This window comes from Thalassospira sp. A40-3, assembly GCF_015871485.1.
In the GTDB taxonomy this organism is placed as follows: domain Bacteria; phylum Pseudomonadota; class Alphaproteobacteria; order Rhodospirillales; family Thalassospiraceae; genus Thalassospira; species Thalassospira tepidiphila.
In genome coordinates, this window is the sequence record NZ_CP065428.1 from 596,094 (window position 1) to 622,708 (window position 26,615).

Here is a 26,615-nt window from a genome sequence, read left to right on the forward strand (position 1 = left end):
ATCCTTAAAAAGCCTGACTTCGCGACCGTCGTCGTCAGGCTGTGGCGTCAGGTAACGCACACTATGACCCGCGCAAATGTCGCGATGTCATGGCGTGCGGAACGGTTTTTCAGGGTCAGTTTTTGACAAACAGCTGTCGTGGATAGCTGGTCAGGGTTTTCGACCCGGTTTCGGTGATCATCATGCTTTCGGTGATCTCGATCCCCCAGTCATCGAACCACAGGCCCGGCATGAAGTGGAAAGTCATGCCCGGTTCAAGAACCGTGCGGTCACCGGGACGCAGGCTCATGGTGCGTTCGCCCCAGTCAGGCGGATAGGAAAGCCCGATCGGATAGCCACAGCGGCTGTCTTTTTCGATGCCGAATTTCTGCAAGACCCCAAAGAAGGCAATCGCGATATCTTCGCAGACATTGCCCGGTTTGGCGGCTTCGAGCCCGGCCTGAAGACCTTCGATCAGGGCACTTTCGGCATCCAGGAACCGCTGATCGGGTTCGCCAAGGAAAATCGTGCGCGACAGCGGCGCATGATAGCGGCGGTAACAGCCAGCAATTTCAAAGAAGGTCCCGGCATTGCCCGGAACGGGTTTTTCATCCCAGGTCAGATGCGGTGCACCAGCATCTGCGCCCGATGGCAAAAGCGGTACAATGGCCGGATAGTCGCCACCAATGCCGTCAACACCGGCGATCCCGGTACGGAAGATTTCCGCAACCAGTTCGTTCTTTTTCATGCCCGGTTCGACGATTTCGAAAATGCGTTCATGCATGTTTTCAACAATGCGGGCGGCTTGCCGCATATAGAAAATCTCGGTCTCGGATTTGACTGCGCGCTGCCAGTTCACAAGGGCCGTGGCATCGGAAAACTTGGCGTTTGGCAAATGGGTCTGGAGTTGCAGGAAAGCCTTGGCGGAGAAATAGTAGTTGTCCATTTCCACACCGATACGGCGCGATGCCCAGCCGCGATATTCGATCACCTCGGCAAGGTAGTCCATCGGGTGATGGGTGGTCGATTGCACATAGTAATCCGCATAGGGAATGATGCGGTCATGCGGCATATAGACCGTGCGTTTTGCCCCGTTGGCATCCTGCGAACGCCCGAACCAGATCGGGTCGTCTTCGATTGGAACCAGTACGCATTGATGGACATAGAACGACCAGCCGTCATAGCCGGTTAGCCAGGCCATATTCGACGGATCGGTCACGATCAAAAGATCGAGCCCCTTTTCCACCATGGCTTTTTTGGTTTTCTCCAGGCGCTCGGCATATTCCTCACGCGTGAAATTCAATTCTACCTGGCTCATCGCAGGCCTCCAGATAAAGGCGGGGTTTCAGCTACCTGACCCATTTTCCTTTTGTTGTTACGAGATGACCTCGGTTCCGGCAGATGCTGCTTCGCAGCGGCTGCGGGCGAGGGTGGCGATTGCGGTGTCTTGCACACCGGTTCCGGTCAAATCACAGACCGTAGTCTGACCCGCACTTGTCCTGCCGGTCAAGGATTGGGCAATGATTTGGCCGAGTTCGGGGAATGTCGCGTCAGAGGACACCACACCGGCATCAATGGCGTGATGCAGTTCGCCAAGAATGCGTGTCTGTGCCTGACTGTCGCTGACATAAAGGTCGGCCTGCCCGATCAGGGCAGGATCAATTTCGTTTTTGTGTTCGGCATCGGACCCCATCGCGGTCACATGCGTTCCGGGTTTGACCCAATCGGCCATCAGAACCGGTTCGCGTGCAGGGGTCGTTGTGACGATGATGTCCGCCGTGCTTGCGGCGTCCTTGCCATCGGTCGTCGCGGTAACCGGAATGCCCAGTTCAAGCGATGCCTTTTTCGCGCACGCCTCGGCCTTGGTGATGTCGCGTGCCCAGATCGTCGCCGAGGTGATATCGCGCACGAGTGTCAGTGCCTTAAGCTGCAAGTGGGCCTGCACGCCGGCACCAAAGATGGCGGCATGTTTGGCGTCTTCGCGGGCCAGATGTTTGGCCGCCACGCCACCAGCGGCCGCGGTGCGCACATCGGTCAGATAGCCGTTATCAAGCAAGACGGCCTCCAGCAGGCCGGTTTTGGATGAAAACAGGTTCATCAATCCGTTGACCGATGGCAGGCCGAGTTTGGGATTGTCAAAGAAGCCCGGGCTGATTTTGATGGCGAAGCTGTCGATGCCCGGCACATAGGCGGTTTTGACATCGACCTCGCCATTAAACTCATCGATATCCAGACGCAGGATCGGCGGCATGCGGACGTCTTTCGTGGCAAGCGCCTTGAACGCACCTTCGACACAGTTGATGGCATCCATATCGAGATCAATGACCTTGCGCAGGTCGGTTTCGGTCAGAATTCTGATTGTCGGCATGGTTTGTTACTCCGCCATCAGGTCGACGTCTTCGCCGCCAACAATGCGTTTGTGCAGGTCCATGTCGATATTGCACCCCGTCGTCAGCACCACGGTGCGGCCGGGATTGTCGACCAGACCGGCACGCAGGGCGGCAATGCCCACGGCACCGGCCCCTTCGACAACTTGTTGGTCATCATGGTAGGCCGCACGGATGCCATCGGCGATCTGGGCTTCGTTGACCAGAACGAAATCGTCGGTCAGATCGCCGCACATATCGAACGTGTACTGGTTGTTTTCACCAATGCCACCGCCGAGGCTGTCGGCCAGTGTCGGCAATTCCTTGACCGACGTCGGTTTGCCTTCCTGAAGGCTTGTGATCATGGCACAGCCACGTTCCATAGTAATGCCAACAACCCGGATCATCGGATTGACCGATTTGGCGACCAGGGCCACACCGGCCAGCAACCCGCCGCCCGACAGGGGAACCAGCAAGGTATCCACGTCGGGAAGGGCTTCGACGATTTCAAGGCCAAGGGTGCCTTGGCCGGCAATGACATCGGCATGGTCAAAGGGCGGCAGCATGATCATGCCATCCTGTTCGACCAGCCGGTCGACTTCGTGTTGGGCTTCGTCCTGTGACTGGCCGGTAATGCGGACTTCGGCACCGAGTGCCCGGATGCCATCGACCTTGTTTTGCGGCACCAATTCGGACATGCAAATGATCGACCGCACCCCGGCATTGCGCGCGGCAAAGGCCAGTGCACGACCATAGTTGCCTGTTGATACGCCAACGACACCCTTGGCCTTTTCTTCGTCACGCAGGCGCAGCACCGCGTTGGCGGCACCGCGCAGCTTGAAGCTGCCGGTATATTGTTGTTGTTCGCATTTCAGCCAGACGGGGCTTCCGATGCGATCAGACAGGGCGGCGGACGGGCGCAAGGGTGTGTGGATCACATGACCCGCAATGGTTTTGCGGGCAGAAAGAACATCAGCAAATGTGATGGGGTCTTTCATGGGACCTCGACTTGGTTCGTTGGTTGCGGGGCATGATCAAACAGGGTTCCGAACCCTGTGATCGGATTTTTGTACCCAATCAGGTTCAAGGCATGCCAGATCAGGGCCTGATTGCTGGTGATGACCGGCTTTTTGAGACGGTGTTCGGCCTCAGCAATGATTTCAGCCGACCGGATCGCGGTGCAGGAAATAAACACCGCATCGGCATCAGGCGTGTCGACCTTAAGGGCACCTTCCAGCAGTGCCTTGGGCGGCAGGGCGGTCATGTCAAAGTCGTTATCAAGACCAAAGCCCATCACACGGGTAACATCAAACCCACGTTCTTGAAAACCGTCGGCAACCGACTGGGTTACATCGGCAAGATACGGGGTCAGGATGGCAATTTTTTGTGCACCGACCGCACGCAGGGCCAATTCACTGGCCAAAAGCGGATTGGTGACCTTGGTGCCGGGCATGCCTTGATTGATCAGTTCGGCGATTTTGTCCGACCCGGTCACGGCGGTGCCAGACGTGCAGCCGAAAATGGCAACATCAACGCCATATCCCGGCAACAGCGTTTTGGCCGCGCGTGGCAGGTCAGCCGCCATCGATTGCAGGTTTGCGACCGTGACCGGGTTGGCGTTTTCGATGCGCGTGGTGAACAGGCGCACGTCGCCTGGCAGGATGGCGCGCAGGTCATCCTCGCTATTAAAGTCTGTTGCCAGCGTGATCAGGCCAATCCGCCCTGCCGGTCCGACCGGATCAGGGGAATAGGGCACGTCTGCCGGCTCTGGCGTAACCGCACGGGATACGGAAATCATCCTGAACTCCAGAAGCGGGTCGTCCCGATTTAATCAGGACGACCCAGTTTCAAATTTTCAAATATGCTTCCGGTCGCAGCCGGAATTTACGGGCCAGAACTTGATCAGCGGAAGGCAAGCTCTGGCAGGAACAGGGCGATCTGCGGAACAAAGATCAGGATCACGGCCGCAAGCAGCAGCATGATGATGAAGGGCGGTGTTCCACTGATCACCTCGGCATAGGGTCGCCTGAAGATTGCGATGGCTGTAAAGATGTCACACCCGAACGGTGGCGTGGCAGAGCCAATGGCAACCTGAAGCGTCACCAACGTACCGACAAGCACCGGGTCCAGCCCCGCCGCGTTGACAAGCGGCATGAAGATCGGGGTCAGAACCAGAATGACAACAATCGGGTCAACGAACATGCAGCCGATAAAGAAGGCAATGCAGATCGCGGCCAGAATGACATAGGAGTTCGCCCCTTCAAGCCCCAATGCGCCAATCACGTGTTGCGGGATCTGGGCAAAGGAAATCACGAACGAGAATGTCGTGCCTGCACCGACCAGAATGAACACGACCGCCGTGATCAGACCGGTTGAACGGGCAATCGCCAGCAACTCGGACCATTTGACCGACTTGAAGATCAGCACTTCAAGGATGATGGCATAGACGACCGCAACAGCCGCAACCTCGGTCGGGCTGACCCAGCCCAGATAAATGCCACCGACGATCAGAACCGGGAACATGATGGCCGGACCGGCATTGATTACGGCCTTGCCGCGTTCAGCCCAGGTCATGCGCGGGATGGTCGGGATGTCGTTCTTTTTGGCGTAGTACATGCAGTACAGCGAGAACATGATCAGAATGAGAATGCCCGGGCCGATACCAGCCAGGAACAGTTCGCCGATCGAGACTTTGCCAACCACACCAAACACGATCATGCCAATCGATGGCGGGATCAGAAACGCGATGTCACTGGCATTGATGATCAGCGCCATGGCGAATTTGTCTTCGTAGCCGGCCTTGAGCATCTTGGGACGCAGCGGACCGCCCATGGCAACCACGGTGGCCTGTGTCGAGCCCGATACCGCGCCAAACATGGTGCAACCAAGGGCGGTAGTGACGGCAAGGCCGCCGCGCACATGGCCAACAAAGGTCATGGCAAGGTCAATCAGCCGGTTGGCCGTATGCCCCTTTGTCACGATATCGGCGGCAAAGATAAACATCGGCACCGCGATCAGGGCGACCGGCGAGATGCCCGTGACCATCTGCTGAATGAGGATGCGTTCGGGAATGGGCATGTAAAACATGAAGGCAACCACACTGGCGGTTGCCAGCGGCACCATCATCGGGAAGCCCAGCACCAGAAGTCCCAGCATCACCAGAAGGATTGTTGTTCCTAAATCCATTTTTCCATTCCCCCTTACAGATGATGCTCGTCGGCGTCGTCAAACGTATCCTCGACCTGATAGGACAGGTGCGTCCCCGGTTTGAGGATGTTGGTCAACGCTGCCAGAACAAACTGGATGCCGGTTACGCACAGGCCAAACGGCACGATCAGAACGGTCAGGTAATAGGGGATGCGCAAGGCCGGGGTCAGCCGGTTCGATGTGATCAGCGACGAAACATAATCGACCGAATACCAAGCCAGAAGGAACAGCAAAGAGGCCGTGCCAAGCGTAATGAAGATCATCATGACCTTGCTGGCGCGCGGGCCCAGCATATCGGTAAAGGCCGACATGCGGATATGGCGCCCCATGCGGGCGGCCTCGCTGATGCCGACAAAGGTCACAAGAATGATCAGAAACTGATTGAGCTCTTCGGAAAAGAAGATGCTCGAACTGAACCCCAGGCGCATGATCACATTGGCGACGGTGTTCACCGCCATGATGATGATGCTCCATCCGAGGAGCTGTCGTTCGACGACGGACAAGCCGTGGTCGAGTTTTCTTAAAATCCCCAACGCCCCGCCACTCGGAGCGGGGGCCTCCCCGTTTGCACCTGACATAGAACCTCCTTGATGCGTGTGCGAGACATTTTTGTGGAACGCTGTGTGTGGATGTTGGTTCCCTCCCACACGGATTGTCGTTCGCTTCACGCCGGTTCAGTCAGAATAAAAACGCTTTGTGATGGTTCAATCAGATTTTTGTCATGACACAAAATCAATACATCACGTCGAAGGCGTGAACGCCGGGCATTTGATCCATGGTATGGCGAATTTGGATCAGGGCATGCTGGACCGTTGGCGTATCCGGGGCACCGCCAAGACAGATCCGCATGGCGTTTGGCCGGGGGACCTTGACGGTCATGAACGGGTCGGAAATCGTGACAGCTACGCCGTTTTTGCGCAGTTCAGAGGCAAACCATTCTTCCTGCCAATGTTCGGGAATGCGCACCCAGGCCGACAGCGATGTCGGGTGATGGCGCACAACCGCATCGCCGAGAATATCGGCCACCAGTGCCTGGCGTTCGCGCATCAGGGCGCGCTGGACCGTGACCGCCTGATCGACGGTGCCATCGGCAATCCAGCGTGCGCCGATCTCTGCCATCAATGGAGTCCCCATCCATCCGGTGACGCGTAAAACGCTGCTGGCACGAATCGACAAATGCGCCGGAACAGCCAGAAAGCCGGTTCGAAGGCCCGGCATGACCGCCTTGGTCAGGCTTGAGACATGAAAGCCGAGCTTGGGCAGGAAGCTTGTGATTGGTGGCAGGTTTTCCTCAAGCAGCGGGCGATAGACATCGTCCTCGATGACGTAGACGCCGTAATGTTCGGCAATTTCGGCGATGCGTTTGCGCCGTTCCAACCCCATCAGGCAGTTGGTCGGATTGGTAAAGATCGGGGTGACGACAAGGGCCCGGATTTGGCGCGTGCGGCATTCTTGCTCAAACGCATCGGGCAGGATGCCTTCATCATCGGTCGGCAGCGCGCCCAGCTTGAAGCGCAGGATGCTGGCCGAGCCGATCACGCCGTGATCGGTCAGGCTTTCGGTCAGGACGACGTCATCGGGCTGAATGACGGTGGAAAGGGCGGTAAAGACGCCTTGTGCCGCGCCATTGGTAATCAGAAGGTTGGGGATTTCAACATCGACCCCCATGCCGGAAAGCCAGTTGCGCCCGATGTCGCGGTGATAATCAAATCCGGCAACCGGCCGGCAACTTTCCATCCAGCCGTGGTGGGGTTCTTCGGCCAGTTTGGCGTGCATCTGGCGCGACAGGTCATTGTGAAAATCGGTATAGGCCGCGCGCACGATTGAAAGATCAACCAGATCGGGTTGGCGACTATCGAGGATAAAGGACGACGCCCGGTCGGTCAGACGGGCCTGCACGAAGGTGCCGCGACGCCGTTCGGACCTTAGATAGCCTTGGCGTTCGACTTCCTTGTAGGCGGCACTGACGGTCTGAACGCTGACTTTCAGGCGATAGGCCAGTTCACGGTGTGTTGGCATGCGGACATCGTGGCGCAATCTGCCTGATTCAATATCGGTAATGATTGCTTCGACCAGTGCCTTGTATTTCGGGCCTGTTTCGCCGCTGAGGTCGATGTCAGGTAACCACATGATTGTTTTTCCACCCTGATGTTTTCGCGACCCTAACATGACAGGCGGGTTCTGTGTAGGTGTTCGGACTAATTTGTCATGAGACAAAACTAACATTGACCTGATGCAGGAACATTTCAAAACTTTGGGCGTTCATCACAGTGATGTTGAAATTAAGCGTTCCGATCCGAGTGCCTTCACAAGCGTTGGCGCCGATCGTTGAGCGCGATAACACGGGAGACTTCGATATGAGTCTGAACAAACTCCTTAAAGCGACCCTATCGGCGGCTGCACTGTTTGCCGTCGCAGGGACCGCTGCCCACGCCGAGGAATGGAAATTCGCCCACGAAGAAAGCCCGGGTGATGTTCAGGACCTTTACGCTCAGGAATTCAAACGCCTGGTCGAAGAAAAGACCGATGGCGACGTAAATGTCACCATTTACACCTATGGCCAGCTTGGCACCGAGAACGACATTACCGAACTGACCGCAGCCGGTGCTGTTCAGTTCTCGAACGCATCGCCGGGTCACCTGGGGACCTTCGTTCCGGAAATTCAGGTCTTTGGTGTTCCCTACCTGCTGTCGCAGGATAACGAGGTGAACAAAAAGGTTCTGTCTTCGAGCCCGACCATTTACGAAGGTCTGTCCAAGGATTTCGAGTCCAAGGGGCTGAAGCTTTATACCATGTACCCGGAAGGCGAAATGGTCTGGACCACCAAGAAACCGGTCGAAAAACCGGCTGATTTCGATGGTGTGAAATTCCGTGTCATGACCTCGCCGATCCTGATCGAAACCTATGAATCTTTCGGTGCTGATCCGGTCGCGCTGCCGTGGGGTGAAGTTTATTCCGGTCTTCAGACCAGCGTGATTGATGCACAGGTCAACCCGATCTTCTTCGTTGAAAGTGCCAAATTCTACGAAGTGACCGACCATCTGATCTATGCCGGTCAGCAGCAATACACCACCACCGTGGTTTCAAACGCGGCCTTCTATGACGGCCTGTCGGATGAACGCAAAGAGATGCTGGCGGAAGTAAAGGCAGAACTGGATGACTTCATCTATGAAGCCCAGAAAAAGGCCAATGACGAAGCCCTTGCACGCATCAAGGAAGCCAAGCCGGAAATCGAAGTGATCCGTCTGAATGACGAACAGCGTTCGGTCTTCAAGGAAGCTTCCAAAGGCGTTGGCGCAAGCCTTGTTGAGGAAGTCGGTGGTGACACCGAAGAAGTGCTGAACTCGCTTCGTGAAGAGTTTGGTACCGACATGTAATCGGGACTTCCCGATTTCATAAGATATCGCAAACCCCCGCAGGCACTGCTTGCGGGGGTTTTTGTTTGTCTTGAACAGCCGGTCGGTGATCCCGGTGATGCTCACAACATCAGTGTTTCTGCGTCTCATACGTGCCCTTTCCGATAAGCGGACTGTGGTGATGAAACTGACGTGAAAGGAACTGGCTGTGAATATGCTCAACCTGCTTCAAACTGTCCGTGACGCGATCTTCCCGGCAATCATGTTTGCCGTGATGGCACTTGGTACGCTTGTGTCGTCGCCAAAGGCGGAAGTTTACAATCCCAATGGTGTGCCGATCTCGTCGAGCGAATGGGCCGAAACATCCCCGGACTCAGCCAAGGTGACGGTCAAGGATGCGCTGAGTAATTCCGGAAATGCCACGGTTGTTGCCGGTGTGACCAATGCGGGTGCGGCACCTTATTTGAACCTGTTTGGTTCTGACGGTGCCGGTTCGATCTGGTGGCCGTCGGCAGATGGCGGCAACGCCGAGATCCAACTTCAAATCAGAAATGCATCGGGCAGCGTCACTGCTGCTTGCACGGTGACGTCCAAGAAAGATAATGCCGGGAAGTTTGCGACGACCTGCCAGTAACCAAGGGTTTGCGCCCGGTGGCAGTGAGATCGTGGCATTGAGATCACCGTCGCGTGGAAATAAAACAGGGGCCGGTCATGGGCCCGGCCCCTGTGCACCGCCGCGTCGGGAAGAAGGTTTGACGCGGCGGGTATTTCTGATGTCGCAGTGATATCGATCTGGCTTATTTGCCAGCAGCAACTTCGTCTGCAACCGCATCAACAGCCTGTTTGGCAATGTCGATGACTTTGTCGACTTCGGCCTTGGTGATGCAAAGCGGCGGGGCAAAGCCAAGGATATCGCCGTGCGGCATGGCACGTGCGATCATGCCACGTTCCAGGCAGGCGGCGGATACGCGCGGACCGATTTTCGCATTCGGATCGAAGCGTTCCTTCTTGGTTTTGTCTGCGACAAACTCAAGGGCAGCCATCAGGCCAACGCCGCGGGCTTCGCCAACCAGCGGATGGTTGTCAAAGGTTTCATGCAGGCGTTTCTGGAAGTAACCGCCCGTGTCCGCCGAATTGCCCGTCAGGTTTTCACCATCGACAATATCAAGGTTGGCGTTGGCAGCCGCCGCACAAACCGGATGGGCGGAATAGGTCCAGCCATGGCCGATCGGGCCCATCTGATCGGAACCCTGTTCAAGAACTTTCCAGACGCGTTCGCCAATGATCACACCCGATAGCGGCAGGTAACCAGATGAGACGCCCTTGGCAATCGTGATCAGGTCCGGCTTGATGCCATAGTGAAGCGATCCGAAATAGGACCCGGTACGGCCAAAGGCAGTCACAACTTCGTCGGCAACCAGCAGAACATCATACTTGTTCAGAACAGCCTGGATGGCTTCCCAGTAGCCTTCCGGCGGGGTGATGATGCCACCCGTGCCCATGACCGGCTCGCCGATGAAGGCAGCAACGGTTTCCGGACCTTCGCGCAGGATCATTTTTTCCAGATCATCGGCACAACGTTTGGCAAATTCTGCTTCGGTTTCGCCGGCCTCTGCGTTCCAGTAATGGTGCGGGCAGGTGGTGTGCAGAATGGGCGCACGCGGCAGATCAAATGCGTTGTGGAAGGCAGCTAAGCCGGTCAGGCTGCCGGTCATGATGCCCGAGCCGTGATAGCCACGCCAACGCGAGATGATTTTCTTTTTCTGCGGCAGGCCGCGGATGTTGTTGTAGTACCAGATCAGCTTGATGTTGGTTTCGTTCGCATCCGATCCGGACATGCCGTAATAGACGCGCTGCATGCCTTCGGGCGCGCTTTTGATGATGCGATCCGACAGACGGATGACCGGCTCGTTCCCGTGTCCGACATAGGTGTGGTAATAGGCCAGTTCCTTTGCCTGCGCATAGATCGCATCGGCAATTTCGGTGCGGCCATAACCGACGTTTACACAATACAGTCCGGCGAACGCATCGAGGCTTTCACGGCCTTCGGTGTCGTGGATATAGATGCCCTTGCCGCCATTGATGATGCGGTTGGGGGTTTCACCCGCTGCGTGCTGACGCATGTGGGTCGAGGGGTGCATGAAATGCGCCCGATCCATTTCCTGCAGATCAGCAGTGGTGTTTTTGATGACATTCATTTGAATTCTCCCATGTGAATGCGGTTGATGTCTTTTGCGCGCACCAAGGTCAAAACCTAGGCTTTGTAAGCAGCGCAGACGTATTTCAGTTCGGTAAATTCTTCGAGGCCATGGCGCGATCCTTCGCGGCCGAGACCGGATTGCTTGACGCCGCCAAACGGGATCGGTGCACCGGTGATTTTCACGCAGTTCAGCGCGACCATGCCGTATTCAAGGGCGTTTGAGACGCGTGCGGCACGGTCGTTGTCCTTGGTCAGCAGATAGGCGGCAAGGCCATATTCGCTGTCATTGGCCTTGGCGACGACTTCGTCCTCGGTATCGAAAGGCATGACCGGGGCAACCGGGCCGAATGTTTCTTCGGAAAAGATCTTCATGTCATCGGTGACATCGGCAAGCAGGGTCGGGGCAAAGAACAGCCCGCCCATTTTCTTGCCGCCGGTGACAACACGGGCACCCTTGGCGCGCGCATCGGCAACATGTTCTTCGCATTTGGCCACCGCACGGTCATGCATCAGCGGACCGATTTCGACATATTCCTCGATGCCGTTGCCAACCCGCAGATCGGCGATGGCCTTGGCGTATTTATCAAGGAAGTCGTCATAGATGTCGCGCTGAACAAAGATACGGTTGGCTGCCAGGCAGTCCTGACCGCTGGTGGCGAATTTGGCGTTCACCGCGTGGGCGACGGCCTCGTCCAGATCGACATCGTCAAAGACGATGAACGGCGCATGACCGCCGAGTTCCATCGACATTTTCTTGATCGTCTGGGCACCTTGCGACAGCAGAAGGCGGCCAACCTCGGTCGAGCCGGTAAAGGACAGCGCGCGGACATCGTGATGGCCGCACAGCTCGCCCACAACCGGGTTCGGATCGCCGGTGACGATGTTAAACACACCGGCCGGGATGCCCGCACGTTCGGCCAGTTCGGCCAGTGCAGTTGCCGAAAACGGCGTTTCGGTGGCCGGGCGTACGATCATGGTGCAACCGGCCGCCAGGGCGGCGGCGGCCTTACGCGTGATCATCGCACACGGGAAGTTCCATGGTGTGACCGCAGCGGTGACGCCAATCGGCTCACGCTTGATGGTCATGTTGCGACCCGGCAGGTGGGATGTGATGTTTTCGACATTCACCCGTTTGGCTTCTTCGGCGTAAAATTCGATGAAGCTGGCGGCGTAATCAATCTCGCCACGTGCTTCGTTGATCGGCTTGCCCTGTTCAAGGGTCATCAGAAGGGCCAGGTCTTCCTTGTTTTCAATCAGAAGATCATGCCAGCGACGCAAAGCGGCACTGCGTTCCTGGGGCAGAAGGGCCGCCCATGCCGGGAACGCTTCGCGGGCAGCCGCGATGGCCTTGCGGGTTTCGTGAACACCCATGTTTGGAACGGTGCCGATGAAGCTGCCATCGAACGGGTTGGTGACTTCGATCACCTGAAGGTTGTCAGCCGAGCACCAGCGACCATCAATATAGGCATGTTCGCGCAGCAAACGCAGATCGGAAAGCTGGCTGAGCGAAACGCAACGCTGTTCCTTTGATTGTGCCGTCATGGTGGCCTCCTTCCTTAAGCTTGGCGCGGTTTGCGCGAAGCATGTCATTGAACTGACAGGAAGGTATCAACAGGCTATCAGAGGAGGTGACCGAACTCGGCGCCATTTGATGCGTTTTTTTTGGCGCGGAGTGGCAAAAAGCGAATGTTTTTTCTGCTGAGCGCCAAAACGCGCAGAAAATCAGTCTTCTGAGCGATCGAGATATTTGCGCATTTCGCGTTTCTGGCGGCGCTTTTCAATAAGGGTTCGGATGATGATGGCGGCAAAAAACAAGATCACGACGCTTGTTGTCATCGGGAAGGCGACCGGAATGCCAATGACAAAGGCCAGTGCGCCGATAACACTGCCGCCAACAAGGGCGATAAAGCCGCCCAGCATTAGGACGCCAAGCAATACGGCAAGAAGTATGGAGGCGATTTTGTTCATAAGGCGCAGTTCATAAGGTCAGGCAAAAGAAGGATGGACGGAGCCTGCCCCTTACCGGGAAGCTCCGTCCGTTCGTTTTGTCAGTTCTTGTCGTTGTTGCGGTTGGTCAGCTGTTTGGTGGTTTGATCAAGCCGCTGGGCAAGAACCCGGATCAACTGATTGGAAACAGCCTGGTCCTGTCGGACAAGACCAAGGAATTCGGTCTTGTCGAGTTTCAGAACCGTCATGTCTTCGACCGCACGGATGGTTGCCGAACGCGGTGCATCGACAAGCAGGGCGATTTCGCCAATGACTTCCTTGGCATGAACGTCACGCAGTTTGAGCGTCTGGTGTTCATCAGTGGTCAGCCAGATTTCACCGCGCCCGGAAATGACGATAAAGGCGGCATCACCCGGGTCGCCCTGTTTGACGAGAACCTCGCCATGTTTGAAGGTCAGGCGCGGGCTGGTAAAGGCCAGCAGCTTGACGACACTGGGATCAAGCCCGGCGAACAGCGGGATGGTGCGCAGCAACCGGACTTCCTGATCGATGTCGCCTGCGGCCAGTGCCGCTGCGGCCTCGTCTTCGGTTTCTTCGGTTGTTGTTTCACTGTCATCGGCAACGCTTTTGCGTTTGACCAGTTTTCCGTTCGACATATAGAGCAAGGTATCGAACTTTTCACCGGCATGGTCATCATCATCGACCCAAACCAGACTGGTATGGTCACTTTCGCCTGTCAGGTAGTTGATGATGCTTTCGCGGGTTTCGCGATCCAGCGCCGAAAGACCTTCGTCGACGACCAGAAGATCCGGGTTCTTGATCAGCGCACGGACAAGGGCGATTTTCTGACGCAATGTCTGGGACATGCGGCTGCCGCCAACGCCGACCTGGCTTTCAAGGCCAAGGGACACCAACCCTTCGTAGAGGCCGCCTTCGTGGGCGATTTCAAACAGGACCTCGCCGACGCGTTCCTCGGAATTTGCACGGCCATAGGCAAAGCGACCAAACAGCAAGTTATCAAGGATCGGGGCTGCTGATGCGTAGCCATCCGCCTCGAAGAAGTCGATATAGCCTGCCAGATCGTCGGGCATGTTTTCGCGGAACTTGGGCCGGGCCTGAAGAACAAGTTCGCGGAAATCATCATCAATCACGCGCAGGCGGTGGCGGGCCGGGGTCAGTTGCATGGCAACGTCGAGAAGACGCAACTGGTCCTCTTTGCGCATGTCATCAACACGCACACCGTCGGTGCGTTTCAGGATGTTCTTGACCTCGGGCATTTCATCGGCCGAGACAAAGCTGTATCGGTCAAAGAATTCATGCCCCGGGGGCAGGCCGGTAAACAGTTCGATCATCAGATCAAGCGTTTCACGCCCCATCTTGATCATCTTTTCATACAGGCCGCTTTCACGCAGGCTTTTCTGGATATAGGGATGGGAAAGGAAGTCCATCCGCTTGAATTCGGTGCGTGATGGCGTCCCGAACAGGATGTTCACACCGACTGGCGCGTTGTCGTTGTATTTGTCGAAATCATAAGGTTCGACAAGGTCGGACAGCTGACGTTCGGCCAGAATTTCCTTAAGACGCGGACGGACATCGAGCACCGATTGAACAAGGTTCGGGCGTTCTTCGGGGCTGATGCGGCGCAACAGGCCAATGCGATAAATATCACGATCAAGGCCGACCACCTCAAGCAGGCGCATCAGTTCCTTTTGCATGTCTTCGCGCGATTCAAATCCCGGTCCGACATAATCGATCCACTCGGCAGACGGATCATAGGGGATGTTGCCCGACATCTTGATCTCGTCATACATTTCGCGCGTCAGCTTCCAGGGCAGATCGGCGGGATCGGCAAGTTCGACGACATCGACAAATTTGGGATCGGGATAGGCTTTGGCGTCCGCATCACTATCAGGTGCGGGATTGTCGTTATCCTGTTCCAGAAGGACGGGGCGGTGTTTCAGGCCATAGAACAGGTTATCGGAAATACTGCCATTAAACAGATACGCATCCGCCCCGACATAGGCCAGACGTTGCCCGACCACCGCAGCCGGAAGCGTGGTGGCATCAAAATCGGCAAACTGAATGCGCCCGCCCGTCGGGGTCATGATGTGGGCAATCAGACGGGCAAGTTGCGATTTGCCACTGTCTGATGCGCCGGTCAAAAGGGCCTTGCCCGGCAATCCCATGTTAAACGAAACATTTTCGACAACACGGGTGCCGTCCTCGTCCGTCCATGACAGGGCACTGACATCCAGCGGGCCGGCCAGTTTTGGCGAAACCGGTGCAATCAGTTCGTGTTCCGGTGCAAGATCAGGCAGCTCGAACTGTTCGTGCAGCTGTTCGTATTTGATGTTGGCGTCAGCAAGGCGCTGATAATAGGCGAGAAGTTCTTTCCACGGTGCCGACATGTCCTTGTAGGCGGCAAGGGCCGCGACCAACGCGCCGAAGCTCAGATCACCGGTAATCACCAGATAGCCACCGATGGAATAGAAGAAGAACGGGGTGATCTGGGCGATGAAGTTATTCAGGAATTTGATGAAGAATTTGCGGAAATAGATTTCCTTGCGGATCTCGAAAATCCGGCCCAGACGCTGGGTGAAGTGGGTTAGTTCGAACCCTTGGGTTTCGTTGGCACGAATATCGGTCGCCCCACCAACCGTCTCGCCGATATGTTCGGACATGCGGCGCACGTTCTGAACGCGCTGTTTGCCAAGCAGGTTCACGCGGCGTTGCAGTTTCGGGATCAGATAGCCCTGCAACGGATAAAACGCTATCGCTGCCAGCCCCATCAAAGGGTCCTGAATAAAGATGAAGGCCGAAATCGTGATCAGAATGCCGCCCTGATACAGCGGCAGGGCATAGGCCTCGCCAAAGAAGCCGCCCAACGGTTCGGCTTCGGCGGTGATCATGGAAACGATTTCGCCCTGGCTGGTCTTGCGGAAATGCGGCAGTGGAAAACGCAGAACACGGTCAAAAAGCTCGTAGCGCATGCGGCGCAGCATGCGTTCTGCCATCACGCCCTGATAGACGTTGATGAAGTATTTGAAGCCGCCATTGACGAAGACGAGGGCCAGAAAAATGCCCGAGAGGGCGAACAGATACTCGATCTGGGTCAGATCGACGCCAAGGATGTCATAGGGCGCACCGGCACCACCGATGGCCTCGTTGACGATCTGTTTGGGCAGATCAAGCGAGTAATAAAGAAACGGGAAAGAAGCCAGCGTGACCAATGTCAGCATGATCTGCTGGAGGCGGCTATGACGCCATATATAGGCAAAAACCGATTTGGGCATTCGCACGTCCCGTTTTGTGGTTGTGGAACATTTTTGTTCCGTTTGCTCGTTTTTATATTTGGGCAGGGTCAGGACCCTAATGTGCAGGTTATGCGCCGGTTGTCTGATCAACCAAGATCAAAACTTTGTTCCGGTTCAATGAACCCGCAGAAACCGTCCGCCACCGCGTCGGGTTTATCATAAGCCTGATAGTGATAGAGCCACATCTTCGCCTTGATCTCGGCAGGCAGGGTCACAAGTTGGTCGTAATGGGCATGGACCCCGGAATGACGGGGGCCGAGTTCGCAATCCTGAAAGATGATGTCGGCCTTTTTGTAGAACGGCATGTGGTCTTCGGGATTGAAAATCGCATCTGTTGTCAGGAAGAAGGACTTGTTCTGGCCGTGACCGAACAGGGCATAGGAATACATCGTGCTTTCCGGTGTCACGACATGGGCAACCGGGATGACATCGAAATGCATGCCATGCCAGTCAAATCCGTTCTTGGTGGAAAGCGGGACCACATCGAAATAGGACGACAGTTTGCTGTTGCCGTGGTCGCTGATTTCAAGGCCGCCGCGCAATGAGTGTTCCCACAGCGGTTCCAGCAGTTCGTCGACCGCAAACAGTTCCGCCCGGTGTCCCTCGAAGACGAAATAATTGGCAAGCGCCATCCATTCTAGCCCACCGATATGGTCCGAATGCAGATGGCTGACATAGACACCATGAATGTCGTTTGGCATATGACCAATGTTGCGCAGCGAATGGCGCGCGTCTGAACCGCAGTCAATCAGCAGGCGCTGTGGTTGGTCATTGCCCGACGGGGTCGTTTCCAGAACCATGTTGCTCTGGAAATTGTCAGCGGCCATACAAAAGGCCGATCCTGTCCCCGCAAACGTTAGCTTCATTCCCCGATCTCCCGATATTTGTCGAAAGATTAGACGAGGTTCGGGGCGTTTAACCACCCCCTTTTTATGAGTAACCGCTCAATTTTCCCGGTAAGCCTGGCCTGACCGACGGTTCAGGAGGGTGTCGATGTCTTGTTTTGATCGGATGGGGCGTCTTGTGAATGTTCGTTCCGGGCGTTGGCAAGTTTGCTCATTTCACTACGCAGAGCGCGCAGTTCGGTCATGATTTCCTGATGATCGAGTTCGATCACATCACGGGTCTGGGTTTCTTCAACATCGACATGTGTCGACATTGCATCAACCACAATCGCGATAAACAGGTTCAGGACGGCAAATGTCGTTACCAGAATGAACGGCACGAAGAAAAGCCACGCCAGCGGGTAAGACTCCATCACCGGACGGACAATGCCCATCGACCAGCTTTCCAGCGTCATGATCTGGAACAGCGAATAAAGTGATTCGCCAATCGTGCCAAACCAGTCAGGGAAGCCTTCGCCAAACAGCTTGGTCGCCATCACGGCCGAGACATAAAACACCAGCGACAGAAGTGTGAGGACGGAAATCATGCCGGGAATGGCGCGCATCAGGGCTTCGACCACCTTGCGCATGGAGGGCACGGTCGAAATCAGGCGGAAGGCACGCAGGATACGCAGTGCGCGCAGGACCGAGACGCCTTGGCCTGCTGGCATCAGGGTGATGGCAACAATCGTGAAATCAAAGACATTCCAGGCGCGCTTGAAGAAGGCCAGCCGATAGAGCGCAAGTTTCATCACCAGTTCGATGACAAAAATCGCGACTGCCACCTGATCGAGCACATGCAGCACCGACCCCGCCGCATTCATCACGGTCGGGGAGGTTTCAAGCCCGAGGATGATGGCGTTAATCGCAATGACGGCGGTGATGAAATTTTGAAAGCGATTGGATTCAACAATCCGGCGAAGAAAATTCATGGTGCCTCCCGACCAGGCCGGAAAAGGGCGCTTCATTTTGCCGGATATAACCGACGGACAGACTGCGCCGGAAAATGACAACAGGGCGCAGCATCAATCACGATGGTCTGCGCCCTGAATGGAAAATCAGTTCAGGCCCTTGCGGCCCATTTCAAGGAACTTGTCACGACGGCGCGCCTTCAGCACACCACCTTCGACGTCATCCATGCTTTCAAGTGCCTTGATGATCGCTTTACCAACCCGTTTGCAGGCTTCCTTGGCATCGCGCTGTGCGCCACCAAGCGGCTCTGGCACGATTTCGTCAATCACGCCAAGCTGCAGCAGATCCTGTGCGGTAAGACGGAGCGCCTCGGCAGCGGTTTTGGCTTCGTCGCCAGAACGCCACAGAATGGATGCGCAACCTTCTGGTGAAATCACCGAATAGATCGAGTTTTCAAGCATCAGAACATTGTTGGCAACTGCAAGCGCAATCGCACCACCCGATCCACCTTCGCCAATGATCACGGACACCAGCGGCACCTTGATATCAAGGCAGGCTTCGATCGAACGCGCGATGGCTTCGGACTGGCCGCGCGCCTCGGCATCGGCACCCGGGAAGGCACCGGCAGTATCAACAAGGGTAACAACCGGGATGTTGAAACGCTCAGCCATACGCATCAGGCGGATCGCCTTGCGATAGCCTTCGGGACGGGCAGAACCGAAATTGTGTTTCACACGGGTTTCGGTATCGCGGCCTTTTTCATGGCCGATCACCATCACCGTGCGGCCCTGCAAACGGCCGAAACCACCGATGATTGCGGCGTCTTCGCCAAACTGGCGGTCACCGGAAAGCGGGGTGAAATCGTCAAACAGGTTGGCGATATAGTCGGTGAAATGCGGACGATCAGGATGGCGCGCCACCTGGGTTTTCTGCCAGGGGGTCAGCTTGCCATAGGTGCCTTGCAAAAGCTTGGTCAGCTTTTCCTGCAGGCGGGAAACCTCGTCTGCGATGTTGACTTCGTCACTGCCCGTCAAATGACGGAGCTCTTCGATCTTGCCTTCAAGTTCGGCGATCGGCTTTTCAAAATCGAGGAAGTTATGCATCAGGGCATCATATCCGACTGGGAAACAATGGGGCGGAACATAGTATATCGACCCGCCACGTCAAGGGCGGAGCTATGAACAGTCCACATTTTCCGTTTACGTAATAATTATGGCGTAGTGTTCATACATTCATTACGTCTGATAGTTTGCACGTGGAACCCCATGACGTCCAGTATCGAGATCACACACATCAATGCCCCGGACGAGGTTTCGTTCGAGCGGCTTGTTGAAATTCTTTTGGCAGCCTTTGCCTTTCAGGACGATATTGTCGATCCGCCAAGTTCGGCCAAATCGGTTTCGGTTTCCGAACTGCAATGGCGTTTTGCCCGCGACACACTGTTCGTCGCCCGGGATGGCAATGGCAGCATCATCGGCCAAATCTGGATCGAGGATGTCGGCAAGGACGCCTATCTTTACAAGCTTTCGGTTGACCCGGCGGTCAAGGGATCTGGTATCGGCAAGGCATTGGTCGAGGCGGCCTGCGCGTTTGCGCGTGATCGCGGCAAGCAGCATATGCGGCTTAGTGTTCGGATCGAACTTGAAGACAATATCGCGTTCTTCACATCACGCGGGTTTGCGATTGTCGGCGAAGGTGTCCATGACGGATATGACAGAACGACATTCTGGAAAATGGCGCGCGATCTGCGGCAAATCTGATCAGGCGGGTTCACTTTCGGGCATCGGGCGTTTTGACATCGCATAATATGGAACGTGGGTTTCGCCCCAGTCCTTGAGGGCCAGAATAATGCCGCGCAGCGTTTCACCCTTTTGGGTCAGGCTGTATTCAACGCGCGGCGGGACTTCGGCGTAAACTTCACGATGTACAAGCCCGTCGGTTTCAAGTTCGCGGAGCTGGCGGGTCAGCATGCGCTGGGTGACGCCGGGCATCAGACGGCGCAGCTCGTTAAAGCGTTTCGTGCCATCAAGCAGATGGAACATCACAACGCCCTTCCACTTGCCACCAATCATATCAAGCGCACCTTCAACCGGGCAGCCGGGGCTTCTGTTGGGTGGGCAGCTATTCATCTTTAACCTCCAAATCAGCAAGGACCGGTTCAGGTGATGTGCCTGTAATGCCCGGAAATCCGCAATAGTATACAAATTGATACTATATGCTGAAATTGTGCGTACTTATTTCAAAGAGGATTATGCGTTAAAACTTGGCCATTCACAAATCAAACCTTTGATGGAAGGAAATGCCAAAGATGAAAGCCATTGGTATTTATAAATCTGCTCCGGTCGAAACCGACGGCCTGTTCACCCAGATCGAAACCGATGCCCCGGTTGCCGAGGGTCACGATATCCTTGTGCGGGTAAAGGGCGTTGCAGTGAACCCGGTCGATTTCAAAGTCCGCAAGGGCAAGCAGGATGACGGTGCCTTCAAGGTGCTTGGTTGGGACGCGGCCGGTGTGGTCGAGGCTGTTGGCGAAGACGTCACCCTTTTCCGTCCGGGCGATGAAGTCTGGTATGCCGGGGATGTGACCCGTTCGGGGTCCAATGCCCAGCTGCAACTTGTTGATGAACGCATTGTCGCGCCCAAGCCGAAGTCACTTGATTTCGCCGCCGCAGCAGCCCTGCCATTGACGACGATTACCGCCTGGGAGGCGATGTTTGACCGCCTTATGATTGATCGCAAGGCGGTTGATGCCAATGCAAACAAAACGATCCTGATCATTGGCGGGGCTGGTGGTGTTGGATCGATTGCCATTCAGTTGGCCAAGCTTGCCGGTCTGAAAGTGATCACGACCGCATCACGCCCGGAAACCATCGCGTGGGTCAAAAAGCTTGGCGCGGATCAGGTGATCAACCATCGTAATCCGCTGGATGAAGAACTGGCCGCGATTGATGTTGCCAATGTTGATTACATCTTCTGCACGTCGGAAACCGATCAGTATTTTGATGTGATGGCGACTGTCATCGCACCGCAGGGCCGGATCGTGACGATCACCGAGGCCCAGGAAAATCACAATGTGGACCTTCTGAAAGCCAAGTCGGCGAGCTTCTCCTACGAGTTCATGTTTACCCGCTCGATGTTCCAGACGGCCGACATGATTGAACAGCACAAGCTTCTGGCGACGGTCGCCCAGTTGGTTGATGACGGAACCATCACCAATACGGCGAATGAAAGCTTTGGCGCACTGTCACCGGAAAGCCTTCAGAAAGCGCATGCGTTGCTGGAAAGTGGCAAGGCCATTGGCAAGATCATCTTTGACGGCATTGCCGACTGATCGCAGTGCCATAAAACAACAGGCATCTTAATTTCGGGCCGATCCGCGTGAATGTCGCGGGTCGGCCTTTTTTATTTTCGTGATCTGGTGGGTTCAGGTCCTAGTCGGCGGAAGCATCTGCGATCAATGCTGTGATCTGATCGCGGAGCCAGCGATACAGGGGATGGGTGGTGGTGCGATCATGCCAGATCAACGCCATGTCAAAACCGGTAACGGGCATCGGGGGATCAAATATCTGGATCTGACCGGTGCGGCCGTGGGCAACCCGCCTGGGCACAAGGGCGATCATATCGCTGCGTGCGACGATTTCGGGGACAACAAGAAAGCCCGGTGCAGACAGGGCCACATTGCGTTTTCGTCCAAGTGCCGCAAGGGCATCATCCGCTGGCCCCTTAAAGCCGCCGCCTTCGGGGGACACCACGACATGGTCAAGCGCGCAAAAGCTGTCGAGATCAAGTGACTTGCTGATTGCCGGATGATCGCATCTGGCGATTGCGACATATTCCTCGCGATAGATTTTGCGCATCCGAAGCGTTTCTGGCGCTGTTTCAGGCGTTGAAAGCGCAAGGCTGACATCACCGCGCGCCATCTGGCTATCAAGCATGGATGTATTGATCGTGCGCCAGGCGACCTTGATCCCCGGCGCATCACGCCGCAAAACGTCAAGAAGCGGCATCAGGATCGCGTATTGCACATAGTCACTGGCGGCAATGGCGATGGTGGCGGTGATTGTTGATGGATCAAACGGACTGTTTTCCGCAACGACCCGGCGAACACCTTCCAGTGCCTGATGCAGCGGTTCTTGCAGTTCAAGTGCGCGTTCGGTCGGGATCATGCCGCGCTGTGCGGGCAGTAATAATGGATCGCCCAGCAAATCGCGCAGGCGGGCCAGCCGGGTTGAAATCGCCGGCTGGCTAAGGTTCAGGCGCCTTGCCGCATGCGTGACATTGCGTTCGGCCAGCAGCGTGTCGAGTGTGACCAGCAGGTTGAGGTCAAGCTTGCTGATATCTGTCATATTTATACCAGATAAAAAATTATTGAATTTCAAAGATAGCAGAACATCAGGCCATGATCACGCATCGAACGTGATCCCCTTTGGAAAGGACGGCCCAATGTCGAATGTCTTGATTGTCCATGCCCATCCCGAGCCCGCATCCCTGACCAGTGCATTAAAGGATGTCGCGGTTGAAACGCTGCGTGCTGACGGCCACGCCGTGCAGGTTTCTGATCTTTATGCCATGGGATGGAAGCCGCTGGCTGATGCGCACGATTTCACCGAACGTCGCGATCCTGATCGGCTGATCTATGTAGCAGAATCCAAGAATGCCTATGCGTCCGGCTTTCAGACGGCAGATATCGCCGCCGAACAGGACAAGCTTTTATGGGCGGACGCGGTGTTGTTCAGCTTTCCACTGTGGTGGTTTGGCATGCCCGCCATCCTGAAAGGCTGGTTTGATCGGGTTTTTGCCTATGGCTTTGCCTATGGTGTGGGCGAACATAATGAGACGCACTGGGGCGATCGATATGGCGAGGGCACGCTTGCCGGACGCCGCGCGATGCTGATTGTGCCGATTGGCGGACATTTGCCGCATTACAGTGACCGTGGTGTTAATGGCAGCATCGATGATGTGTTGTGGCCGATCCAGCACGGCGCGCTTTTCTATCCCGGTATGGACGTTATGCCGCCATTCCCGGTTTACAGCACCGATCGCATGGATGAGGACGGGTGGACAGAAGTGAAGACCGCGTTCAAGGAACGCCTCGCCGGTTTGTTTACCGATGACCCGATCCCGTATCGCGCGCAGAATGGCGGGCATTATGATGGCAATCAGCGTCTGAAGCCCGCGCTTGGTGGTGGATCGGACGGCATCAGGATGCATCTGGTGCGCGATGGTGATCCTCAAGAAATCCTGCGCGGAAAGGTTCGGCATGTCCGACCCATCGCGTGCTGAGACATGAGAAAGGGCCGGGGATGATACCGCCGGCCCTTTGAATTTCGTCTTTGTGCGGGATGCTTAGCCCGCATCGCGTGCGGCGATGGCTTCGGCCTGACGGACCATGACTTCGGCCTGTTTGATGGATGCGATATCAATCAGGCGACCATCAAGGGCGACGGCACCGGCCCCTTCGGACTGGGCCTTTTCCATCGCTTCGAGGATGCGCTTGGCCTTGGTGACTTCTTCTTCAGAAGGCGAATAAACCTCGTTGGCCAGCGTGATCTGGCTTGGGTGGATCGCCCATTTGCCCTCACAACCCAGAACCATGGCGCGGGCGGCTTGCGCGCGATAGCCGTCCGGGTCAGAGAAATCCCCAAACGGACCATCAATAGGGCGCAGACCATTGGCGCGCGCCGCAACCACCAGGCGGGCAATGGCATAGTGCCACATGTCGCCCCAGTGGTAATCGCGCGGATTATCGCCATCCTTGTCGGTCAGAACGCCATAATGCGGGTTCGGGCCGCCAATGCCGGTTGTCATCGCCTTGGTCGAGGCAGCGTAATCGGCCACCCCGAAATGCAGGCTTTCATTGCGCGGGGAGCCTGCGGCAATTTCATGGATGTTTTGCATGCCAAGGGCGGTTTCAATGATCAGCTCAAACCCGATGCGTTTCTTGCGGCCCTTGGCCGTTTCGATCTGGGTTGCCATCATATCAAGGGCGTAAACGTCGGCCGCAGTTCCGACCTTGGGGATCATGATCAGGTCAAGCCGGTCACCGGCCTGTTCGAGAACATCGACAACGTCGCGGTACATGTAATGGGTATCAAGACCGTTGATGCGCACCGACAGGACCTTGTCGCACCAGTCGATATCGTTGATGGCCTCGATGATGTTTTTGCGCGCCTGTTCCTTGTCACTGGGCGCAACGGCGTCTTCCAGATCAAGGAAAATGGCATCGGCCTTGGATTTTGCGGCCTTTTCAAACAGTTCGATCCGGCTGCCGGGAACGGCAAGTTCGGACCGGTTCAGACGTGCCGGGGCCGGGGTCGGTGTGGTGAAGCTCATGGTAACGTTTCTCCAGAACCTGTCATTTCAATCAGTGCGTCGCAGGCGATGGATCATCAATCGATCATCGCGCGAAGCATGTGGCGTATTGTTGCGTCCCGTTTTCGGGATCGTACCGTGGCCGCCGTGACAGTTATGTGGTCCGCGATCATTGTGCGTCGCAGTAAACCTGTGGGTAATTTAGGGTGCGGATGCGAATGCTGGCAAGTTTTAAAACACTTAAGTCTCTAGTGCTTTTGGCGCACGCGACCCGTAAATCAGAAAAACTCGAGATAAGCCGGATAAAGCAATAGCCCCTTAACCGGACTGTCGTTAGATTACCGGCGATACCGGGAACGCCATCGGTTGCGGGCCCTTAGACCCCATCAGCAGGTAGTATCGAACGCCCCATGCGTCGCGCTTATTCCATTGTTGTTTCTGCCGGTCTGGCACCTGCCCTGATTTTGGGCGCGTGTCTGGTGCTGGCCGTTTCACCGACACTGGTGCCAGCCGAGCTTTCCGGATTGGTGCGATATGGGCCGTTCTTGCTGGCGGTGCTGGGCGGGGCGATTGGCTGGTGGTTTAACCGCGGGCGTGCGGTTTTTGTCATGGCTTTGCTGCTGGTTTGCTATTGGCTGCTGGTTGGCAATGGAGCTGGCATTTCGGCCGAGGGATTGGCGTTCCTGCGGGTCGCCACACTTTATCTGATCCCGATCAATCTGCTTTTGCTGGGCTTTACGGCCGAACGCAGCGTTTTGAACCCACGTGGCATTGCCCGGATGCTGGTTCTGGGATTGCAGATCTTTGTCATGCTGATGCTGGCGGGGCAACCCGATGTCGGATCGGCGCTGCATCGCGTGCTTGATACGCGCTTTTTTGTCAGCACCGGTATTTTGGGCGCAATGCCCCATCCGGCGATGATCATATCCGTCATCGCGGTGGTCCTGCTTTTGATCCGGCACAAGCCGCTTGAAACCAGCTTTGCGGCGGCGATCATCGCCATTGATGTGGCAACCGTGATGGGCAGCGGGATTATTCAATATGGATATCTGGCAGCAACCGGTGTGGTTCTGGCGGGGCTTGCGCAGGAAGCCTGGCGGATGGCGTTTGTCGATGATCTGACCGGGCTGCCGGGGCGGCGCGCGCTGGGCCATGCGATGGCGGAACTTGGCAATCAATATGCGATTGCGATGCTTGATGTTGATCACTTCAAGAAGTTCAACGACACCTATGGTCATGATGTTGGCGATATCGTTTTGAAAAAGGTGGCGCGGGAGCTTGCGCGCGTCGGCGGTGGTGGGAAGGCATACCGTTATGGCGGCGAAGAATTTGCTGTGCTGTTTGCCGGACGCAGTGCCGAACGTGCAGCAGAGCCGCTTGATGCGCTGCGCAAACGGATTGCAGAGAACAAGATCACTCCGCCGGAAAAAAACAAATCCGTTTCCGTTACCATCTCGGTTGGGGTGTGCGAACGCGATGAGGATACCACCGACCCGTGGGCAGTCCTTAAAAGTGCCGACCAGAAGCTTTATCAGGCAAAGCAATCCGGCCGTAATCGCGTGGTGATTTAAAGCTCGTCAAACTTGAAGACAAGCCGCATCGAGCCTGCCGTGTTGGCGAGGGTTGCCAGACAGTTGGCGGCGCGTTCCGGTGGAATGGCGACGGCAAAGCGCAGGGTGTAAATCCGTGCATCCTTTTCATCGGTTGCCGATGCCGCCAGACGGACGATGTTGGCGTTATATTCGATAAAGATTTCCGACAGGCGCGCGATCAGGCCCGGCTGATCAATCCCCGAACATTCGATCAGATGGGTGGCACCCGGTGCCGTGGTCATTTCCGGGGTGGCGGCAATGGCTTCGACGGTGATGTCGGCATTGCCAAGGGAAAGTCCGCGCAGCACAGCCTCGCATTCGGATATCGGGCATTCGTCGGGAAGTTCGCAAGTGGTTTCGAACTTCGCAACATCGCCGTCGAGCGAAAAGGAGGTTGGGCCAAGGTTTGTGCCGATATCAAACAGTCGTCCGGTGATATCGGAAATCAAACCGACGCGGTCATCGCAGGAAATGGTGATCCGGGTGTTGGCATTCATTGTTGCGCTCCGTCCTAGGTCCCTTATCGGGCTTTGCCCTTGTGATCAG

The 26,615-nt window shown here is 56.1% G+C and carries 24 protein-coding genes; 6 read left to right on the forward strand and 18 right to left on the reverse strand.

Features of this window, described 5'->3' with window-relative positions; all coding sequences use genetic code 11:
* Window positions 1–115 precede the first annotated feature (115 nt).
* The 7 genes from doeA to IT893_RS02720 all read right to left on the reverse strand — a co-directional run bounded on the left by doeA (window position 116) and on the right by IT893_RS02720 (window position 7,682).
* Entirely contained in the window at window positions 116–1,297 is a 1,182-nt protein-coding gene (gene doeA / locus IT893_RS02690; RefSeq protein ID WP_063086986.1) for an ectoine hydrolase DoeA, read from the reverse strand.
* Window positions 1,298–1,354: 57 nt separating this feature from the next.
* On the reverse strand, window positions 1,355–2,347 hold the full coding sequence (eutC, locus tag IT893_RS02695; RefSeq protein WP_197146740.1) for an ectoine utilization protein EutC: 993 nt from the start codon (window positions 2,345–2,347) through the stop codon (window positions 1,355–1,357).
* A 6-nt stretch (window positions 2,348–2,353) separates the two neighbouring features.
* Window positions 2,354–3,343, reverse strand: coding sequence for a hydroxyectoine utilization dehydratase EutB (eutB, locus tag IT893_RS02700; RefSeq protein WP_197146741.1), 990 nt, complete (start codon window positions 3,341–3,343; stop codon window positions 2,354–2,356).
* Entirely contained in the window at window positions 3,340–4,143 is an 804-nt protein-coding gene (locus tag IT893_RS02705) for an Asp/Glu racemase (protein WP_197146742.1), read from the reverse strand. Before IT893_RS02705 ends, eutB begins: the two co-directional genes overlap by 4 nt.
* Before the next feature lie 104 nt (window positions 4,144–4,247).
* On the reverse strand, window positions 4,248–5,531 hold the full coding sequence (locus tag IT893_RS02710) for a TRAP transporter large permease (RefSeq protein ID WP_063086990.1): 1,284 nt from the start codon (window positions 5,529–5,531) through the stop codon (window positions 4,248–4,250).
* 14 nt (window positions 5,532–5,545) lie between these two features.
* Entirely contained in the window at window positions 5,546–6,130 is a 585-nt protein-coding gene (locus tag IT893_RS02715) for a TRAP transporter small permease (protein WP_064789014.1), read from the reverse strand.
* Between the two features lie 154 nt (window positions 6,131–6,284).
* Window positions 6,285–7,682, reverse strand: a complete 1,398-nt coding sequence (locus IT893_RS02720) for a PLP-dependent aminotransferase family protein (protein ID WP_008890041.1) — start codon at window positions 7,680–7,682, stop codon at window positions 6,285–6,287.
* A gap of 227 nt (window positions 7,683–7,909) precedes the next feature.
* Here IT893_RS02720 and dctP point away from each other — a divergent pair, with 227 nt between their 5' ends.
* On the forward strand, window positions 7,910–8,929 hold the full coding sequence (dctP, locus tag IT893_RS02725) for a TRAP transporter substrate-binding protein DctP (protein ID WP_008890042.1): 1,020 nt from the start codon (window positions 7,910–7,912) through the stop codon (window positions 8,927–8,929).
* A 187-nt stretch (window positions 8,930–9,116) separates the two neighbouring features.
* A complete protein-coding gene (locus tag IT893_RS02730; protein WP_197146743.1) occupies window positions 9,117–9,542 on the forward strand; it encodes a hypothetical protein in 426 nt (141 codons plus the stop codon).
* A gap of 163 nt (window positions 9,543–9,705) precedes the next feature.
* Here IT893_RS02730 and IT893_RS02735 read toward each other — a convergent pair whose 3' ends face one another.
* The 7 genes from IT893_RS02735 to IT893_RS02765 form a co-directional block, all read right to left on the reverse strand.
* The gene (locus IT893_RS02735) at window positions 9,706–11,106 is read right to left on the reverse strand and encodes an aspartate aminotransferase family protein (protein ID WP_197146744.1); all 1,401 of its coding nucleotides are present in this window, start codon (window positions 11,104–11,106) and stop codon (window positions 9,706–9,708) included.
* A gap of 56 nt (window positions 11,107–11,162) precedes the next feature.
* A complete protein-coding gene (locus IT893_RS02740) occupies window positions 11,163–12,650 on the reverse strand; it encodes an NAD-dependent succinate-semialdehyde dehydrogenase (RefSeq protein WP_197146745.1) in 1,488 nt (495 codons plus the stop codon).
* Between the two features lie 180 nt (window positions 12,651–12,830).
* Entirely contained in the window at window positions 12,831–13,076 is a 246-nt protein-coding gene (locus IT893_RS02745) for a hypothetical protein (RefSeq protein WP_197146746.1), read from the reverse strand.
* Window positions 13,077–13,156: 80 nt separating this feature from the next.
* Window positions 13,157–16,348, reverse strand: a complete 3,192-nt coding sequence (locus IT893_RS02750) for an ABC transporter transmembrane domain-containing protein (protein ID WP_197146747.1) — start codon at window positions 16,346–16,348, stop codon at window positions 13,157–13,159.
* Between the two features lie 107 nt (window positions 16,349–16,455).
* Window positions 16,456–17,235, reverse strand: a complete 780-nt coding sequence (locus IT893_RS02755) for an MBL fold metallo-hydrolase (protein ID WP_040823107.1) — start codon at window positions 17,233–17,235, stop codon at window positions 16,456–16,458.
* Window positions 17,236–17,348: 113 nt separating this feature from the next.
* Window positions 17,349–18,185, reverse strand: coding sequence for an ion transporter (locus IT893_RS02760; protein WP_197146748.1), 837 nt, complete (start codon window positions 18,183–18,185; stop codon window positions 17,349–17,351).
* A gap of 126 nt (window positions 18,186–18,311) precedes the next feature.
* Window positions 18,312–19,268 carry an acetyl-CoA carboxylase carboxyltransferase subunit alpha gene (locus tag IT893_RS02765; protein WP_008890050.1) on the reverse strand — a complete coding sequence of 319 codons (957 nt, stop codon included), beginning with the start codon at window positions 19,266–19,268 and terminating at the stop codon, window positions 18,312–18,314.
* Window positions 19,269–19,430: 162 nt separating this feature from the next.
* Here IT893_RS02765 and IT893_RS02770 point away from each other — a divergent pair, with 162 nt between their 5' ends.
* Window positions 19,431–19,925, forward strand: coding sequence for an N-acetyltransferase (locus IT893_RS02770; protein WP_197146749.1), 495 nt, complete (start codon window positions 19,431–19,433; stop codon window positions 19,923–19,925).
* On the opposite strand, the gene IT893_RS02775 is transcribed toward IT893_RS02770, so the two are convergent.
* Window positions 19,926–20,294, reverse strand: a complete 369-nt coding sequence (locus IT893_RS02775; protein ID WP_063087007.1) for a helix-turn-helix domain-containing protein — start codon at window positions 20,292–20,294, stop codon at window positions 19,926–19,928.
* 179 nt (window positions 20,295–20,473) lie between these two features.
* Between IT893_RS02775 and IT893_RS02780 the strand changes: the two genes are divergently transcribed.
* Entirely contained in the window at window positions 20,474–21,496 is a 1,023-nt protein-coding gene (locus IT893_RS02780; RefSeq protein ID WP_197146750.1) for a zinc-binding alcohol dehydrogenase family protein, read from the forward strand.
* 100 nt (window positions 21,497–21,596) lie between these two features.
* Here the strand turns inward: IT893_RS02780 and IT893_RS02785 are convergent, their stop codons facing one another.
* Window positions 21,597–22,511: a LysR family transcriptional regulator gene (locus IT893_RS02785; RefSeq protein ID WP_197146751.1), complete on the reverse strand. Its 915-nt coding sequence runs from the start codon at window positions 22,509–22,511 to the stop codon at window positions 21,597–21,599.
* A 97-nt stretch (window positions 22,512–22,608) separates the two neighbouring features.
* Here IT893_RS02785 and IT893_RS02790 point away from each other — a divergent pair, with 97 nt between their 5' ends.
* On the forward strand, window positions 22,609–23,448 hold the full coding sequence (locus tag IT893_RS02790) for an NAD(P)H-dependent oxidoreductase (protein WP_197146752.1): 840 nt from the start codon (window positions 22,609–22,611) through the stop codon (window positions 23,446–23,448).
* Window positions 23,449–23,511: 63 nt separating this feature from the next.
* On the opposite strand, the gene IT893_RS02795 is transcribed toward IT893_RS02790, so the two are convergent.
* The gene (locus tag IT893_RS02795) at window positions 23,512–24,498 is read right to left on the reverse strand and encodes a CoA ester lyase (RefSeq protein ID WP_197146753.1); all 987 of its coding nucleotides are present in this window, start codon (window positions 24,496–24,498) and stop codon (window positions 23,512–23,514) included.
* Window positions 24,499–24,887: 389 nt separating this feature from the next.
* Between IT893_RS02795 and IT893_RS02800 the strand changes: the two genes are divergently transcribed.
* The gene (locus IT893_RS02800) at window positions 24,888–26,048 is read left to right on the forward strand and encodes a diguanylate cyclase (RefSeq protein ID WP_197146754.1); all 1,161 of its coding nucleotides are present in this window, start codon (window positions 24,888–24,890) and stop codon (window positions 26,046–26,048) included.
* Here IT893_RS02800 and IT893_RS02805 read toward each other — a convergent pair.
* Window positions 26,045–26,566: a glycine cleavage system protein R gene (locus tag IT893_RS02805; RefSeq protein WP_197146755.1), complete on the reverse strand. Its 522-nt coding sequence runs from the start codon at window positions 26,564–26,566 to the stop codon at window positions 26,045–26,047. The genes IT893_RS02800 and IT893_RS02805 overlap by 4 nt on opposite strands.
* Window positions 26,567–26,615 lie beyond the last annotated feature (49 nt).

Coding starts and splice junctions, on each gene's coding strand:
- doeA (WP_063086986.1), bottom strand. CDS start 1,297: ATGAGCCAGGTAGAATTGAATTTCACGCGTGAGGAATATGCCGAGCGC.
- eutC (WP_197146740.1), bottom strand. CDS start 2,347: ATGCCGACAATCAGAATTCTGACCGAAACCGACCTGCGCAAGGTCATT.
- eutB (WP_197146741.1), bottom strand. CDS start 3,343: ATGAAAGACCCCATCACATTTGCTGATGTTCTTTCTGCCCGCAAAACC.
- IT893_RS02705 (WP_197146742.1), bottom strand. CDS start 4,143: ATGATTTCCGTATCCCGTGCGGTTACGCCAGAGCCGGCAGACGTGCCC.
- IT893_RS02710 (WP_063086990.1), bottom strand. CDS start 5,531: ATGGATTTAGGAACAACAATCCTTCTGGTGATGCTGGGACTTCTGGTG.
- IT893_RS02715 (WP_064789014.1), bottom strand. CDS start 6,130: ATGTCAGGTGCAAACGGGGAGGCCCCCGCTCCGAGTGGCGGGGCGTTG.
- IT893_RS02720 (WP_008890041.1), bottom strand. CDS start 7,682: ATGTGGTTACCTGACATCGACCTCAGCGGCGAAACAGGCCCGAAATAC.
- dctP (WP_008890042.1), top strand. CDS start 7,910: ATGAGTCTGAACAAACTCCTTAAAGCGACCCTATCGGCGGCTGCACTG.
- IT893_RS02735 (WP_197146744.1), bottom strand. CDS start 11,106: ATGAATGTCATCAAAAACACCACTGCTGATCTGCAGGAAATGGATCGG.
- IT893_RS02740 (WP_197146745.1), bottom strand. CDS start 12,650: ATGACGGCACAATCAAAGGAACAGCGTTGCGTTTCGCTCAGCCAGCTT.
- IT893_RS02745 (WP_197146746.1), bottom strand. CDS start 13,076: ATGAACAAAATCGCCTCCATACTTCTTGCCGTATTGCTTGGCGTCCTA.
- IT893_RS02750 (WP_197146747.1), bottom strand. CDS start 16,348: ATGCCCAAATCGGTTTTTGCCTATATATGGCGTCATAGCCGCCTCCAG.
- IT893_RS02755 (WP_040823107.1), bottom strand. CDS start 17,235: ATGAAGCTAACGTTTGCGGGGACAGGATCGGCCTTTTGTATGGCCGCT.
- IT893_RS02760 (WP_197146748.1), bottom strand. CDS start 18,185: ATGAATTTTCTTCGCCGGATTGTTGAATCCAATCGCTTTCAAAATTTC.
- IT893_RS02765 (WP_008890050.1), bottom strand. CDS start 19,268: ATGCATAACTTCCTCGATTTTGAAAAGCCGATCGCCGAACTTGAAGGC.
- IT893_RS02770 (WP_197146749.1), top strand. CDS start 19,431: ATGACGTCCAGTATCGAGATCACACACATCAATGCCCCGGACGAGGTT.
- IT893_RS02775 (WP_063087007.1), bottom strand. CDS start 20,294: ATGAATAGCTGCCCACCCAACAGAAGCCCCGGCTGCCCGGTTGAAGGT.
- IT893_RS02780 (WP_197146750.1), top strand. CDS start 20,474: ATGAAAGCCATTGGTATTTATAAATCTGCTCCGGTCGAAACCGACGGC.
- IT893_RS02785 (WP_197146751.1), bottom strand. CDS start 22,511: ATGACAGATATCAGCAAGCTTGACCTCAACCTGCTGGTCACACTCGAC.
- IT893_RS02790 (WP_197146752.1), top strand. CDS start 22,609: ATGTCGAATGTCTTGATTGTCCATGCCCATCCCGAGCCCGCATCCCTG.
- IT893_RS02795 (WP_197146753.1), bottom strand. CDS start 24,498: ATGAGCTTCACCACACCGACCCCGGCCCCGGCACGTCTGAACCGGTCC.
- IT893_RS02800 (WP_197146754.1), top strand. CDS start 24,888: ATGCGTCGCGCTTATTCCATTGTTGTTTCTGCCGGTCTGGCACCTGCC.
- IT893_RS02805 (WP_197146755.1), bottom strand. CDS start 26,566: ATGAATGCCAACACCCGGATCACCATTTCCTGCGATGACCGCGTCGGT.